This window comes from Serratia sp. K1WW1 (assembly GCF_055790865.1).
The window spans coordinates 5,006,745-5,021,796 of sequence record NZ_CM147697.1 but is presented as its reverse complement, the minus strand read 5'-3'; the positions used below and the strand labels follow the sequence as shown (position 1 = coordinate 5,021,796).

Genomic DNA, 15,052 nt, shown 5'->3' with positions numbered 1-15,052 from the left:
TCCTATGACTAATCAATGGGTATTGGTGACTGGCGGTAGCCGGGGGATTGGCCGAGCGTTGGTGGAAGAACTGGCCAAGCAGTGGAACGTGGTATTCACCTGTCGTAACGCTCAACCGGCCAGCACGGCGGTGATTGAAGCCTGCGCGGGGTTGCCTGGCTGGGTGGAAAGCTGCGTGTGTGACGGCAGTGACGAGCAGACGGTGGACCTTGTGGCCCCGCAGTTGCTGGCACGCCTCGGTGCGCCTTTTGCGGTGATCCATAACGCCGGGATCACGCTGGATGATTTGCATATCCAGCAAACCGGCGAGCGCTGGCGGCAGGTGATCGACACCAACCTCAACGCCATTTTCTACTGGAACCGTCACCTGCTGCCCGCCATGATGGCGCAGGGGGAAGGGGCGATGGTACTGATGTCTTCAGTAACGGGCATCAAGGGCAACACCGGGCAAACGGCCTACGGGGCCAGTAAGGCGGCGATGATCGGCATGGGGAAATCCCTGGCGCTGGAAGTGGCACGTTTTGGTATCCGGGTGAACTGCCTGCTGCCGGGGATTATCGAAAGCGAGATGACGCAGGCCATTCCGCCGGAAGCGCTGAGGGCGCTGCGCAAGCAAATTCCTCTGCGCCGCCTGGGGAAAGCCAGCGAAGTGGCGCGTACCACCGCGTTTCTTATCGGTGATGACAGCCGTTATATGACGGGCCAAAGCCTGATCCTTGACGGGGGGTTGACCGTCTAAGGCAAGCCTGGTTTACAATTCTATTGGGGTATCTCTGCATACCCCAAGTGCTTTCGATAACTCCCTATTGGCATCCACGATCTCCCCCTCCTTCTATCAAATGGTGAGTCTAGCTTACGATCTGTGCGGTTAAATAAAGCACCGTTGTTAAGATTGTCTGTTCAAAAAACAGACTCCTCTACGCGATGTTACCACGGGGAGAAATGAATGAATGGCACTAGAACCGCTGAAACCCGATTTATTCCACAAAGTTCTGATGGCATCGGGTTGAATGCTTGACCGGAATTTTCTTATGTCGTTAAATCCAATATCTGAATAAATGTGTATAGGGAAATACCGAATGTCGGCTAACACCAATCGTAAGTTTTTGAGCATGGATGAAGTACAGCGTTTACTCGATGCCATTCCTGATCATAAGAATGCCGTGCGCGATAAATGTATGTTGCTGGTTTGCTTCATTCATGGATTGCGCGTCTCCGAACTCTGTAATCTACGCCTGCAAGATTTGGATTTACTCAGCAAAAAATTGTACGTTAATCGCCTGAAAAACGGCTTTTCCGTCCAACATCCGATCCAGCCGCGAGAGCATTCCGCACTGGTCAGTTGGCTGGCCCAGCGCCCGCAATATCTTGAAGCAGACAGTGATTTTCTGTTTCTATCACGCCAGGGGGGGCGGCTTTCTCGCCAGCAGATGCATCGCCTGTTCCGTGAGTATGGTGAACTTGCTGGACTGAATGTCCCCGTGCATCCGCATATGTTACGCCACGCCTGTGGCTATGCACTGGCTGATGGCGGAATCGATACTCGTTTAATCCAGGATTATCTTGGCCATAAAAATATTCAGAATACGGTAATTTATACTGCCAGTAACGCGGGGCGTTTTCGCTCGATTAGAATATGATTTAAATCTGTTTTTAAAACAGTTTAATTAATTTATCTATAATGTTTAGACTCATCCATTTCTGGTTGAGTTTAACATTAGGTATATAATTACCTCTTTTTTAATATGCCGCCATGAGTTAAATCCTATAAAATAAATATGTAAATTTAATATTTTTTTTCTGCACTCATTATTAATGTGGTTATTTCATTGTTTTGTGATTGAGTTGTTTTAGGATTTATCTCTTACTTAAGAGAGAATAATCTTTTAAATCTTAGAGTGTTGGTTTTTCTAGGGCGCTTCTTTTTTTTCCGGATATCCTCAGCAATTCCATGGCTGTTGTCATTTTGTCTCTCCGCTATACTGATCTGGGATAGGTTGAAGCTGTTGCAATCCTTGCATCAGCGATCCTATGAATCTTGTAGGTATGTAAAAGGATGAATAGCCCTGCACATTTTTTAGTAAAGTCACAGTGAGGCACTATGAATAATCGCAAGCATCTGACTCCTTCCGAGGTTGCGCGTCTGCTAGGAGCTACTCAGCAGGGTAAACACGCTGAACGCGATTACTGTTTGATTTGGATGTGTTTTATCCACGGATGTCGCGTCAGTGAGATCAACCGCTGGCGCCTTTCCGATATCGATTTGGAGGGCAAAAGCATTTATATCCATCGCCTGAAAAACGGCTTTTCAACCATTCATCCTTTATATGCCCAAGAACATAAAGCGTTACGCGCTTGGTTAAAGGTCAGACGTACTTATCGAGGAGCCGACAGCGACTGGTTATTCCTTTCCGAGAAGGGAAACCATCTATCCCGCCAGCGTATCTACTGGTTAATGCGTAATTACAGCGAGTTGGCTGGTCTGGAGGTTAACGCTCATCCTCACATGCTGCGGCATGGTTGTGGATTCGCGCTGGCAGACCGCGGGATAGATACTCGATTGATTCAGGATTTTCTTGGGCATAAGAATATTCAGCACACCGTACTTTATACGGCCAGCAATGCGCGGAGATTTAAAGAAGTTTGGTAAACAAAATGTAATGATTTAATTCACCCGGTACACTTTGAACTAAACTGTCACGCACTCTAGGGATTATCTTTTCGCGAGTCAACAAATTTGTTATGGCAACATTCCTAATTTTAAAATAATGATTAATATCAACAATTTAAATTGATTTCTAGACGCTTATTTATCATTGAACTCTCCTCGTAAGTGGCTGTTCAAGCCCACTCCTGACAGGTCTAATAAATCCCCCCTCGGCACGATAGATAGTCTTAATGTTTCATGTTTGTTGGTTAATTAACCACTGATTGGAATTTAATGCTGGTGGGTGAAGATTTTTAGCATAAATAATTGGACGGTACACTTTAGTTCAAAATGACTCGTCGGTGAGAAAAGGCTTAACGGCTTGATGGGTTATTTAACGGGAGAGGTTATCGCCAGGAACTAAATAAACAGGGAACGACATAAGGCTATGTCAAATAATTTTGCTATGCACATGGGTGCATTACATTAAAGGAAAGTGTTGTATGAAAAAGAATCTGATTGCTGTTGCCGTATTGGCTTCTTCTGTGTTTGCCGTTACCGCTGCTGCTGCTGCTGATGGTCAAGTGGATTTCGTAGGTAAAATCACCGATGACGCTTGCGTTGTGACTAACAACCCAGCCAGCCCACTGCAAGTGAATCTGGGTGAAGTCGCTACCACTTCTTTCAACGTGGGTGGCGTTCCGACTGCGGGTGTTAAATCTTCTGCAACCAATTTCACCATCAAATTGACAGGTTGCCCGGCTGCGGCAACTCAAGCTGCAGTCAAATTTGACGGTATCGCTGTGTCTGGTGACAACACCGTTCTGGCACTGACTGCTGGTGGCGCAACAGGTGTTGGTATTCAGCTGAGCGATGACGCTAACGCTGTAGTTCCATTGTTCACCGCATCTAAATCATATCCACTGGTTGTGGGTAATAACGATCTGAACTTCGTTGCACGCTATATCTCTACCTCCGCCACCATTACTTCTGGTGTTGCGAACTCTACCGCTAGCTTCACCCTTAACTACAACTAAGACTTTACCGATTCGACGTAGAGATTAGTTGTTCTGATTTCAGGCCAGCGGCAGTTGAGCTGGCCTTTATGTCTCATTTCACGGGGTGTTTGTATGAAATTTATTCCTGCCACAGTGCTGACGAGCTTGCTGATGATGAGCTGTGCTGCTCAGGCCGGTGTGGTTGTGGGCGGTACGCGCCTGATTTATGAAGGCGGTAAAAAGGAGTCTTCACTGAGCGTCAGTAACCCGGACAAGGGGCCGTACCTCATCCAGACCTGGGTAGAGACCACCGCAGGTGGCGCTGAGAAAGCCCCCTTTGTGGTGACTCCGCCACTGTTCCGCCTGGATGGCGACCAGAAAAACGTCCTGCGCGTGGTGCGTGCCGGGGGCAATCTGCCCTCCGATAAAGAATCGTTGTATTGGATGAACATCAAGTCCATCCCCGCAGCCAGCAAAGCTGAAGTCCGCAATACGCTGCAAATTGCAGTGAAGACGCGCATCAAGCTGATTTACCGCCCGGAGGGCATCAAAGGCACGCCGGAGCAAGTCACAGAGAAACTGACCTGGCAACGCAGTGGTAATAACCTGCAGGTGAACAACCCGACGCCGTTTTATATGAACTTCTATGAGGTGAAGGTTGCAGGCAAGAAATTGAGTGATGTGACCTATGTGGCTCCGATGAGTACGGCAAGCTTTGCACTACCAACCGGAGTGAGCGGCGGCCCGCTCAGTTGGAAAATTATCAATGATTACGGGGCGGTAAGCAAAGAGCAACTCGCGTCGTTATAGCCTTCAGAGAGCAGGGATCCCCACAGGCCGTGGGGCACAGGACACAGGGGGAGTTTCACCCTGTAGGCAATGGAGTCAAACGGATGAATAATTATAAAAGCCAGGCCGGGCACTCGCCGCGCGTCAGTCGGTTGGCGTATTTGATCGCTACCCAGTTGGCATTGATGGGAACCCTATCCTTTAGCGTACAGGCGCGTGACTATTTTAACCCTGCACTGCTGCAAATGGATAACCCAAACCAGGGCGCGACAGATTTAACGGTTTTTGAAGAAGGCATAGGTCAGGCGCCAGGCACCTATCGCGTTGATATCTATCTTAATAACGAACAGCAGGACACACGGGATGTGACGTTCAGTATGCAAAAAGGGGCTGATGGCAAAGAGCATCTGCAACCTTGTCTGAGCGTAGAGCAACTTAATGTCTTGGGGGTGAAAACCGATTTATTCCCAGGGCTCGGTGATGCCAAGTCACAATGCGCCAACATCAGTGCCATTCCCCAGGCCAGCGCCAAGTTCCGCTTCAGCGAACAGCAATTACTGATCAGTATTCCTCAGGCAGCCCTCTCACAGAAAGCACGTGGTTATGTTCCTGAAAGCCAATGGGATCAAGGTATCCCTGCATTGCTGCTCAACTACAGCATGAGCGGAGCCAACACTTATGCACGTAATGGTAATAACCAAGACAGCAACAGCCAGTTCGTCAACCTGCGGCCAGGTGTCAACCTCGGGGCGTGGCGGTTGCGTAACTACACGACCTGGAGCCGAAGCAGTGACGGCCAGGATAAATGGGACACCATCTATACCTATGCCCAGCGTGACATTATCGCGCTGAAAAGTCAGATGACGCTGGGGGATAGCAGTTCGCCTTCGGACGTGTTCGACAGCGTACCGTTCCGTGGTGGGCAGTTGGCCTCGGACGACGAAATGATACCGGACAGCCTGAAGGGCTATGCGCCAATGGTACGGGGTATTGCACGAACCAATGCGCAGGTGACTATCCGCCAGAACGGTTACGTGATTTACCAGACCTACGTGGCGCCAGGTGCGTTTGAAATCAACGATATGTTCCCTACCGGGGGCAGCGGTGACCTGCTGGTGACCATTAAGGAAGCCGACGGTAGCCAACAGCAGATGGTGGTGCCGTTTGCCTCGCTGCCCGTGCTGCAGCGTCAAGGTCGTTTGAAGTACTCGCTCACCAGCGGGCAGTACCGTTCTTATGACAACAGCATAGACAAGACCCTGTTTAGCCAGGGTACAGCGATTTATGGTTTACCCAATGGCTTTACCGCCTACGGCGGTGGCCAGTTTGCCAGCAAGTACCAGTCTGTGGCCTTGGGGCTGGGCAAGAACATGGGTGACATCGGTGCCATATCGGCAGACGTGACCCAGGCATGGTCTACGATGCAAGACCAACCTAAAACCGATGGCCAATCATGGCGAGTTCGTTACAGCAAGAACCTGGTACAGACGGGTACCAACTTCTCGATTGCCGGATACCGTTACTCAACTGCGGGCTACTACAGTTTGCAGGAAGTATTGGACACCTACCGTGACGGTAGTAGTTACCGGCTCACCGACCGCAAGCGCAACCGCAGCGAGTTGACCATCAGCCAGAACCTGGGAGATGCGGCGGGAACCCTGTCATTAAACTGGGTCAGCGAAGATTATTGGAACAGCGATCGTACCTTACGCTCGATTGGCGTCGGCTATAACAACAGCTGGAACGGTATCAGCTACGGGTTGAGCTACAGCTATAACGAAAACTCGACGGCCAGTGGCAACAGCAGTGGCGCCATTTATGACCGCGATCAGATCTTTGCGCTTAACGTCAGCATGCCGCTGGATCGTTGGTTGAGCAGGACTTATGCCAGCTACAACCTGAACACCAGCCAGAAGGGTTCCACTAACAACGCCGTCGGCCTGAACGGCACGGCGTTAGCGGACAACAACCTGAGTTGGGGCGTACAGCAAAGCTATGGCAACAAGGGCATCGGCAACGGCGGCAACCTGAATGCCGACTATCGCGGTACCTATGGGGAAGTGTTGGCGGGCTATGCCTACGATCGCAACAGTCAACGACTCAACTACGGCCTGCAGGGCGGCATTATAGCGCATCAGGACGGGGTGACCTTCGGCCAGCCGTTGGGGGAAACCATTGCGCTGGTGAAAGCACCAGGAGCCGGTGGCACGGGGGTTAACAACCAGACCGGGGTTAAAACCGACTGGCGTGGTTATGCCATCGTGCCGTACGTCAGCCCTTATCGCAAGAATCAGGTGCAGTTGAATACCGAGACTTTGGCGGATGACGTTGAGGTGGAGTTGACCTCTCAGAACGTGGTGCCAACCCGTGGTGCTGTAGTTCGAGCCAACTTCCAGGCCAACGTGGGCCAGCGAATACTGATGACTCTGTTACGCCAGGGCGGCGCACCGGTACCGTTCGGTGCCACGGTGAGCGATCCGGCACAGAAAACAGCACAGGGCTTTATCGTCGGGGACGGTGGCCAGGTTTATCTGACCGGGATGGCAGACAGCGGCAGCCTGAATGTGAAGTGGGGCAGCGGTTCAGACCAACAGTGTCAGGTGAGTTACTCACTGACAAAACAGACAACGGAAAGTGCTGGCATTCAGATGCTGAATGCGCAGTGCCGGTAAGGAACGATGATGAAGTTAATCAGGTTAGTTAAATTAACATTGGGCGGCCTGCTGTGCCTGTTTTCCGTATCAAGCTTTGCTGCAACCGGGTGGTGTACCACGGTTGCCGGCACGAAGATATATAACTTCCCCTTTGTCAAACAGTACGACAATCCAGCGGACAACAAGGCTGGCATGTATTTTAATCGAACCTACCAGTGGAATTTAGCGGCGAATTACGCTGCCAACTGTGATTGTACCGCCTCGGCCAACACCTTCTATAAGGCAGTGGTACCGGGCAATCTGACAGCTACGCGGGACTTTGATGGATTACATTTTTATTCAATAAATCAATATCTGGAAGTGGCAACTGAATTATATGTTGGAGGGAACAAGAAGAAATGGATTCCCACCCCATTCTCTAACGAGGACAATGAATTTCCCAGTGCCTGTTCGGGTGTTACCAACTGGATATCCGGTGCTAATGGCTATGTATCTTTATACTTTACCCGGCCATTTGTGGGGCAGGTCGTCATCCCAAACACTAAGATCCTGGACCTTTATGGTACAAAAGTCACTGGATCCTATGGCGGGATGCCGATGTCGTCTGTCTATATGAGCGGATCGGTAACGGTACCACAATCTTGTGAAATTAATGCCGGGCAGGTCATTAATGTCAATTTCGATAATATCATGTCAAATGACATCAAAACCAAGGGTGACATTGCCAATGGGTTTACCCCCAAAGTCGTTAATATGACGCTGGCCTGTAACAATATTTCTAACGGTGTTGTCGTCAGCTTATCCTTTAGTGGAGAGCCCGCGAGTGGAGATCCAACCGCATTGAAGTCCTACGATAATACTGATATCGGGGTCCGGGTACGCGACGCAAACAATAATATCGTGTCGCCGGTCAATGGAAATCTGCCCGTCACCTTCGACTATTCTGCACAAACTGGTACCAGTTCTATGACGCTGGCACCAATGAACGTGACGGGTAATACCCCGGCGCTGGGACGGTTTAATGCCGTGGCCACCATTAATGCCGAAATTAACTAGGTTTTTTTAACTCAAGGAAATCAGGCAGGAATTCCCTGCCTGGAATATAGACGGGAACAGTAAGGAAACATCATGAAAAAACAAACTCAACGTACGCTGCTGGCCTTATTGGTTTTGGGGGCCGGTGTTCATCAGGTTGTGGCAGCTCCAACTCAAGTCAATATTACCGGTGTCGTAGTGGCTTCGCCCTGCACGGTAGATACCACCAACTCAGACTTGAATGTCAATCTGGGTACCAATATTCAGGCGAAGGACCTGGCGACGGCAGGAAACACCTCCACGGCGGTGCCATTCAAGCTGGTAGTGAAGGACTGTCCGACGACAACCAGCAAAGTTACCGCATCATTTAGCGGCACGGCGGACGCTGCGGCTGGCGGGCGCTACGCGACGACCAGCGGTACGGGGATGGCAGATAACGTGGCGGTAGAAGTTAAACAGGATGTGGCTCCGAATGCCCTGCAAAACCCAGGATCTACCATGGATATGACGGTGGTAGGAACCTCGGCAACATTTGCCTTGAGAGCCAGTGCTTATGCCAAAGGGGCGGTTACGCCGGGTAATATCGCTGCGGTAATGTCAGTCGATTTTACCTATAACTGATGAGCAAGGTCAGTTCGCGCGAGGGTAAAACACGGTCAAGTTTTGACGGCCGGCGTTGGTTTCCCTGGCCGCTGTGTGTATTGGCGTAGCAAGCTTTAACATCGGCACCCAAGTCTATTTTGGGTGCCAGCACCTATCAGGACAAGCTGAGTCATTAATAACGGAACTATTATCATGATGACATCAACCGTATGGAACAACACACCCCTACCGAAAATGCAGACGGCATGCCGCATCGACCGGGTATTGCTCATGGACGCTTGCCCGATAACGCGTGCCGGGATCTGCTCTGCATTCCAGCCACCACAGTTTCAGGTCATGGATTGTGTGCACGTAGAAAAGGTGTGCGATCTGCCAGTGGCGATGCAGCAGGGCAAGGTGGATGTGGTGATCACCGAACTGTGTGGCGAAGGTGAGTCGGTATTGGAGGGGCTGCGAATGATTAGCCATTTACGCCAGTACTGGGCACGGGTGCCGCTTATCGTCGCCACCTCTTTGCAGGAACCGCACCTGCTTGCACAGTTGAGAACGTTGAGGGTCAGCGGTATCTACCTTAAACAGGATCCCCTGTCATCACTGACACAAGGCGTCCTCTGCGCGATGGCGGGGTTGTCCAGTCTTAGCCCGTCAGCGGTGAACCTGATTGGCAATGGCGCGCCGTCATTATCGCTAACCGGACGTGAGATGGACGTACTGGAGTGCCTGTTTGCTGGCAGAACCGTGACCGACACGGCGCGGGTGCTAGCTCGGGATGTGCGCACCATCAGCACCCATAAACGCCGTGCCATGATTAAGCTCGGCTTCCATAGTGATAGCGATCTCTATACTCGTGGAGATTATCTGGCGCGTAATGGATTACTGATCTAGGAGTCGCTCATGAATACGCCTTTATCGGTTGTCAAACTGGCCGTTGTTGCCCCTATACCCTTGCTTCAGGCAGGGATGGCACATTTTATTCAGAACCTTGATCCCCCCATGCACCTGGTGGTGATGGTCTCTTCGCTTGAGCAATTGCTGGCGCAATGGGCGCCGCCACAAATTGACCTGTTGGCGGTGGTGCTCAGTGGCTCGCCGCAGGAGATTGCCTGCGACACGCAACAGTTGCTGATGCTCTCTGAACGTGCGCCCGCGCTGCGTATCGTGGTGTGCACCTATTGCCGGGACATTGCGTTGTTGACGCGTTTGAATCTCCGGCCGCACATCAGCCTGCTCGCCCGCCAGGAGTCGCAGGAGCAGACTCGCCGTGATATGGCACAGGCGTTGACCGGTGCCAAGGTTTGTAGCCCCAGTATGGCAATGTACCTGCTGCACAGTGCCACTCCTGCACAAGTGCAGGACAGCTTGGTGGTGTTGACGCAGGCGGAGCATAAGGTACTGGAGTACTTGCAGCAGGGAATGAGTGTTTCTGACGTGGCTGATTTACTGCATCGCAGCGTTAAAACCATCAGCGCGCATAAGTGCAATAGCATGCGCAAGTTGGGGGTTCGCAATGATGCGGAACTGTTCCAGCATTTACGCAGTCAGGTCACCGACACGCCCTACAACACGCCGAATTCCCCCTGGTATGTCGCGACATGATTAGCCAGAAGCGGTACCGGGTGGCAGTCGTTTCACCGTGCCGTTTCTTTCAGGCTGGGATCTGGGCGTTGCTCAACACCCACTCGCTATCGCGGGTCTGGCACTGCCAGAAAGCCGCTGAAGCACAATGGTATCTGGATGAACAGCCGGTGGATGTGCTGGTTATGTCATTGCATGTTGGGCAACAGGCAGACTTATTGTTAGCCTTGCGCTTTATTCAGCAGATGCGTATCTCTTTTCCCGGCGTCGCGCCGATGGTTATTCTGGATGACCCCATTCCTTATCTGGTGACTCGGTTGCGCCGTCTGGGCGTGAGACATATCGTGGATCTGGGACAACCGTTAGTCTTGTGGCATACGCAGTTACGTCAGATTCTGTTGGGAGAGGATAGCCGGGCTGGCTGCACTTTACCGGGGTGTGATGAGGAAACGTTGTCTATTGGGGAGCGGCAGGTGGTCGAGTACCTGATACAGGGGATGACTCCCGCCGAAATTGCCGCGCTGACGAGGCGCAGTATCAAAACCATCTCCACACAGAAGGGCATAGCCATGCACAAGCTGGGGATCCGCCACTATGCCCAACTGATCGCCGTACAAAGCGTCTTTACCGACAGTTGGCTGTCCCATGACGGAGTCCAGATGATCGGGGAGCTGACCCCAAGCCTTTGGTATTATTGCTGAATTTATCAACATGTTCGCTGAAATCCGCATTGGTAGATAGGGAGATGTTGTGTGAGTGGCTCTAACATAAGGAACAACGCCCCAGAAAGAGGCGTTGCCAATAACAGGCTCAGTTAAAACGCATTGACAGATCGAGCGCGGTAACGTGTTTGGTCAGCGCCCCGACAGAGATATAATCCACTCCGGTTTCGGCAAACTCGCGTAGGGTTTGATCGGTGACGTTGCCGGAAACTTCCAACTGCGTGCGTCCCTGGGCCAGGGCAACGGCATCACGCATCATCTCGACGCTGAAATTATCCAGCATCACAATATCGGCACCGGCATCCAGCGCCTGTTGCAGCTCATCCAGCGATTCTACTTCCACCTCTACCGGCACGTCGGCGTGCAGCCAGAAGGCTTTCTCTACCGCGTTTTTGATCGAGCCAGAAGCAATGATGTGGTTTTCCTTGATCAGGAAAGCATCCGAGAGGCCGAGACGGTGATTGCTGCCACCGCCGCACAGCACGGCATATTTCAGCGCGGTGCGTAGGCCAGGCAGTGTCTTGCGGGTGTCCAGCAGCCGGGTTTGTGTGCCTTGCAGCAACGCAACATAGCGGCTTACCGCCGTGGCTACGCCGGACAGCGTTTGCACAAAGTTCAGCGCGGTACGTTCGCCCGTCAGCAGTATACGCGCTGGGCCGCTCAGGCGGCATAGCGGCTGGTTGGGTACCAGTTTATCGCCATCTTCCACCAACCACTCGATCTTCACCTGTCCACCCAGTTGGATAAACACCTCTTCCAACCAGCGGCGGCCACAGAAAACGCCGGGTTCACGGGTGATCACCGTGGCATTGGCCTGCTTATCTGCGGGTAGCAGCTGTGCGGTGATATCGCGCTCGGCATCCACGGTGCCCCCCAGATCTTCGTTCAGCGCCTGGGCGACGGTGGCAGGGACATCATTGGCAATACGTTCGAGAAGCGCGGTACGGCGGCTGTCGGCACTGTAGCGACGGGTCGGCATGGCAAACTCCGGAAATGGGCTATAAGCGGTGAGTGCACATGCTACTCTGTTTTATATCCTCGCGCCAGCCGCTAGTTCTACATAATATCAATAGGTTAGTGATGCTGTAATCCCCTTCACCCTTACCTTCTGCTTTAGTGAGCGGGGACTGCATGTGCCACAATTTTACTCCCACATCTGACCTTAACACGGGCGCGGCATGCAGCGCCCCTACGCAGTGTGGTGCATTGCATGTGCAGGGAGAGTGAGGGGGTGTTAATAGGAAGGAACAACTGTAAGCGGGGTCTGAAACCCAACCGTAGCAGCGCCGCTCACGCCGCAGGCGTGATATGTTCAAAAATATACTCAACAATATGTTATTACTTAAATATTTCCTTTTAGATGACACCTTTTGAGAAAATGTACGCATATCCCCACGTTGTTTCAACTCTAGTACAACAGTGTTGAATAGCTATACCTTTTGCTATTTGGGATACTGTTTATCCAGACAATTGTTTGGTGAGTTTAAAGCTCAACAATAAATTTTTAATAATTAATAATCTACACTTCGTGTGTATTAAAAGGATGTAGTATGAAACAAATTCAAGCAAAAATTATTCATCAACTCTATAAAGCTGAGGAAGGTGATGTGGTTGATAATAATTATGTTCGTCTGGCTAGCGGTTGGGTAGTCCAAAGTCAGCCTAATGACCAAGAGTATTTGGTATTATCGCCTATCTATACGTTGTTGTTTAAAGATCTGTCTGATGGAAAATACTATTATACAAGTAGGGCGGCACCTCGTTACCCTACCGACGCTAATGACTCATCTCGAACAGCCCGATACTACGAGCCATTCTATAACATTAAAGATCCTTTCGAGGTATATGATTGTGAACGTTCAATGATTCAAGTGGGCGCAACAACTTGGGAGGAAGGTCTGGCTCCTTGATGATTTTTTGGTATTATTGGAGTTTAATAATGGAAAGTGTATTTTATAACACTTAGCCTGTTTAATTATTGAAATAACATGCCTATATTTATCACCGTCAAGATATCTGGATATAGGTCATTTACCTGAAAGTAGCATGCAACAAGCACGCTACTTTCATTCTATTAAAAATCCTCGGCATCATTGCCTAGATGCGGCTTTGTTAATGGGGGTTCTTCGCCGGAAACAAAATGGCTTAGCATAGGATATTTGGTAATGTTTCCAGTTAGTAGAATATGTATTTTTCGATAAAAGCTCCGATAACCTTTTCATGAAGTTCTACAGAACGTGAAAAGCAAATGGTTCTGCGGGCCAACCTTTTGATTCTGGTTCTCAGCGTCAGGTTATTGCGCTCAATGCGCTGGGTAAAGATTTTACCCGTCAAATGCTTATCCTTCGGCACTTCCCGGCAAGTTGCATCGGTTCGTGGACCAAAAGTGGAGGCCAGTACACCGCCTGTTTTAGTGTTATAGGCATACCAGAGCCAGTGCTGTCGCGCTTTACTACCTACGAAACTCCATTGTTCATCGAGTTCGCAGATAAGCGCCACATCAGCATGGGCGACAGGTGAAGACGTTTTTCGCTTCGGCGCGAGTTTTTTAAAGTGCGTATGACGGTGTTAATGCCAATTTTCAACGTTCTGGCTGTGTCGCGAATGCCAGCACCGTTAAATGCCATTTCGGTGATTTGCTCTTTAACGCCCGGCTTACGGGTTTTATAAGTGTATGTGAGCAGAAACACGCGGTGGCAGTTACGGCAGCGAAATCTGTCATGGACTTTAGGGTTCTGACCATAGCGGTAAACCTGAGCAGACTGACAACGTGGACAATGAACATTAACGCTAGCCATGAAAGAACCTTAAATTCCCACATTATACATCATATTCAACTAATTAGAGGCATAACCAACGTTTTCATCATGAGGCAATCAGGCCTATATTCAGTATTAATAAGATACTGGATATAGGCCATTCACCGCGTTATTTTAGGGCTAGCTTTGAGAAACGAAAAAGAGTGTACGTTAAGATAATTTTTTGTACTGACTGGCATCCACAGGCCGCGACTGCCGGGTACCGTGCTTGATGTGGCAGCGCAGGTAACAAATCCATTTATTATCAATGCATTAAATTCACTTCTCGGAAACATGCTACTCTGCTGCTGGAACTCGTACCACCGCAAGCATTATGCTGGGGAACAGACAGAAGGAGAGGATTAGCTAATGACGCTGTTTACGCTGTTACTGGTTTTGGCGTGGGAACGCCTGTTTAAACTGGGTGAGCATTGGCAGTTGGATCATCGTTTAGAAGTGGTGTTTCAGCGGCTGCATCGGTTTTCTTTGGCACAAACGTTGGCGATGACCCTGGTCTGGATGTTTATCGTCTGGGGCATTCTGTGGCTGGCCCAGGGCCTGTTCTTCGGCGTTGTGGCGCTACTGTTGTGGATTGTGATTGGTCTGCTGTGCGTTGGGGCCGGGATCACACGCAAACATTATCGGGCCTATTTGCAGGCCGCGCGGCAGGGCGATACCCACGCCAGCGATCAGATGGCGGAAGAGCTGGCGCTGATCCACGGTTTACCGGTGCAGTGCAGCGAGGCAGAGCGCTTGCGTGAACTGCAAAATGCCCTGTTGTGGATTAACTATCGCTACTATCTGGCACCGCTGTTCTGGTTTGCGGTGTGCGGGCCATATGGGCCGCTCGCTCTGGCAGGCTATGCTTTTCTACGGGCCTACCAAACCTGGCTTGCACGGCATCATTCACCGCTGCAACGCTCGCAAACGGGTATCGATTTCCTGCTGCATGTGTTGGACTGGGTCCCGGTTCGTCTGGCTGGGGTGGCGTATGCGCTGATTGGGCATGGTGAAAGGGCGCTGCCTGCGTGGTTTGCTTCGCTGGGGGATCGTCATACTCCGCAGTACCAGGTGTTGACGCGTTTGGCGCAGTTCTCTCTGGCCCGTGAACCGCATATGGACCCGGTTCAGACGCCGCGTGCCGCGGTAACGTTAGCGCGTAAAGTGACCCTGATTGTGGTGGTCGTCGTGGCGATATTGACGATTTACGGTACCTTGCTCTGAAGGTAAC

The 15,052-nt window shown here is 50.9% G+C and carries 14 protein-coding genes and 1 pseudogene; 13 read left to right on the top strand and 2 right to left on the bottom strand.

What is annotated here, in order from left to right; translation table 11 throughout:
* Positions 1-4 precede the first annotated feature (4 nt).
* The 11 genes from ACX9GU_RS22720 to ACX9GU_RS22670 all read left to right on the top strand — a co-directional run bounded on the left by ACX9GU_RS22720 (position 5) and on the right by ACX9GU_RS22670 (position 11,002).
* The gene (locus ACX9GU_RS22720; RefSeq protein WP_473193011.1) at positions 5-739 is read left to right on the top strand and encodes an SDR family NAD(P)-dependent oxidoreductase; all 735 of its coding nucleotides are present in this window, start codon (positions 5-7) and stop codon (positions 737-739) included.
* Positions 740-1,079: 340 nt separating this feature from the next.
* Positions 1,080-1,640 carry a tyrosine-type DNA invertase gene (locus tag ACX9GU_RS22715; protein WP_473193010.1) on the top strand — a complete coding sequence of 187 codons (561 nt, stop codon included), beginning with the start codon at positions 1,080-1,082 and terminating at the stop codon, positions 1,638-1,640.
* 461 nt (positions 1,641-2,101) lie between these two features.
* A complete protein-coding gene (locus ACX9GU_RS22710) occupies positions 2,102-2,650 on the top strand; it encodes a tyrosine-type DNA invertase (protein ID WP_473193009.1) in 549 nt (182 codons plus the stop codon).
* A 500-nt stretch (positions 2,651-3,150) separates the two neighbouring features.
* Complete coding sequence (locus ACX9GU_RS22705; protein WP_071682198.1) at positions 3,151-3,684, top strand: fimbrial protein; 534 nt, start codon at positions 3,151-3,153, stop codon at positions 3,682-3,684.
* 93 nt (positions 3,685-3,777) lie between these two features.
* A complete protein-coding gene (locus ACX9GU_RS22700; RefSeq protein WP_071682199.1) occupies positions 3,778-4,455 on the top strand; it encodes a fimbrial biogenesis chaperone in 678 nt (225 codons plus the stop codon).
* A gap of 83 nt (positions 4,456-4,538) precedes the next feature.
* A complete protein-coding gene (locus tag ACX9GU_RS22695; protein WP_473193008.1) occupies positions 4,539-7,106 on the top strand; it encodes a fimbria/pilus outer membrane usher protein in 2,568 nt (855 codons plus the stop codon).
* Between the two features lie 6 nt (positions 7,107-7,112).
* The gene (locus ACX9GU_RS22690; RefSeq protein WP_473193007.1) at positions 7,113-8,144 is read left to right on the top strand and encodes a fimbrial protein; all 1,032 of its coding nucleotides are present in this window, start codon (positions 7,113-7,115) and stop codon (positions 8,142-8,144) included.
* A gap of 72 nt (positions 8,145-8,216) precedes the next feature.
* Entirely contained in the window at positions 8,217-8,744 is a 528-nt protein-coding gene (locus ACX9GU_RS22685) for a fimbrial protein (RefSeq protein ID WP_473193006.1), read from the top strand.
* 174 nt (positions 8,745-8,918) lie between these two features.
* On the top strand, positions 8,919-9,611 hold the full coding sequence (locus ACX9GU_RS22680; protein ID WP_080660661.1) for a LuxR C-terminal-related transcriptional regulator: 693 nt from the start codon (positions 8,919-8,921) through the stop codon (positions 9,609-9,611).
* Between the two features lie 9 nt (positions 9,612-9,620).
* On the top strand, positions 9,621-10,322 hold the full coding sequence (locus ACX9GU_RS22675) for a helix-turn-helix transcriptional regulator (RefSeq protein WP_473193005.1): 702 nt from the start codon (positions 9,621-9,623) through the stop codon (positions 10,320-10,322).
* A 20-nt stretch (positions 10,323-10,342) separates the two neighbouring features.
* Positions 10,343-11,002, top strand: coding sequence for a LuxR C-terminal-related transcriptional regulator (locus ACX9GU_RS22670; RefSeq protein ID WP_473193004.1), 660 nt, complete (start codon positions 10,343-10,345; stop codon positions 11,000-11,002).
* A 109-nt stretch (positions 11,003-11,111) separates the two neighbouring features.
* Here the strand turns inward: ACX9GU_RS22670 and nadC are convergent, their stop codons facing one another.
* Entirely contained in the window at positions 11,112-12,002 is an 891-nt protein-coding gene (nadC, locus tag ACX9GU_RS22665; RefSeq protein WP_473193003.1) for a carboxylating nicotinate-nucleotide diphosphorylase, read from the bottom strand.
* Between the two features lie 571 nt (positions 12,003-12,573).
* Here nadC and ACX9GU_RS22660 point away from each other — a divergent pair.
* Positions 12,574-12,933: a hypothetical protein gene (locus tag ACX9GU_RS22660; RefSeq protein ID WP_473193002.1), complete on the top strand. Its 360-nt coding sequence runs from the start codon at positions 12,574-12,576 to the stop codon at positions 12,931-12,933.
* Positions 12,934-13,198: 265 nt separating this feature from the next.
* Here ACX9GU_RS22660 and ACX9GU_RS22655 read toward each other — a convergent pair.
* Positions 13,199-13,821 (bottom strand): annotated as a pseudogene (locus ACX9GU_RS22655) (IS1 family transposase).
* Positions 13,822-14,190: 369 nt separating this feature from the next.
* Here ACX9GU_RS22655 and ampE point away from each other — a divergent pair.
* On the top strand, positions 14,191-15,045 hold the full coding sequence (gene ampE / locus ACX9GU_RS22650) for a beta-lactamase regulator AmpE (protein ID WP_473193001.1): 855 nt from the start codon (positions 14,191-14,193) through the stop codon (positions 15,043-15,045).
* The last annotated feature ends 7 nt before the right edge of the window (positions 15,046-15,052 follow it).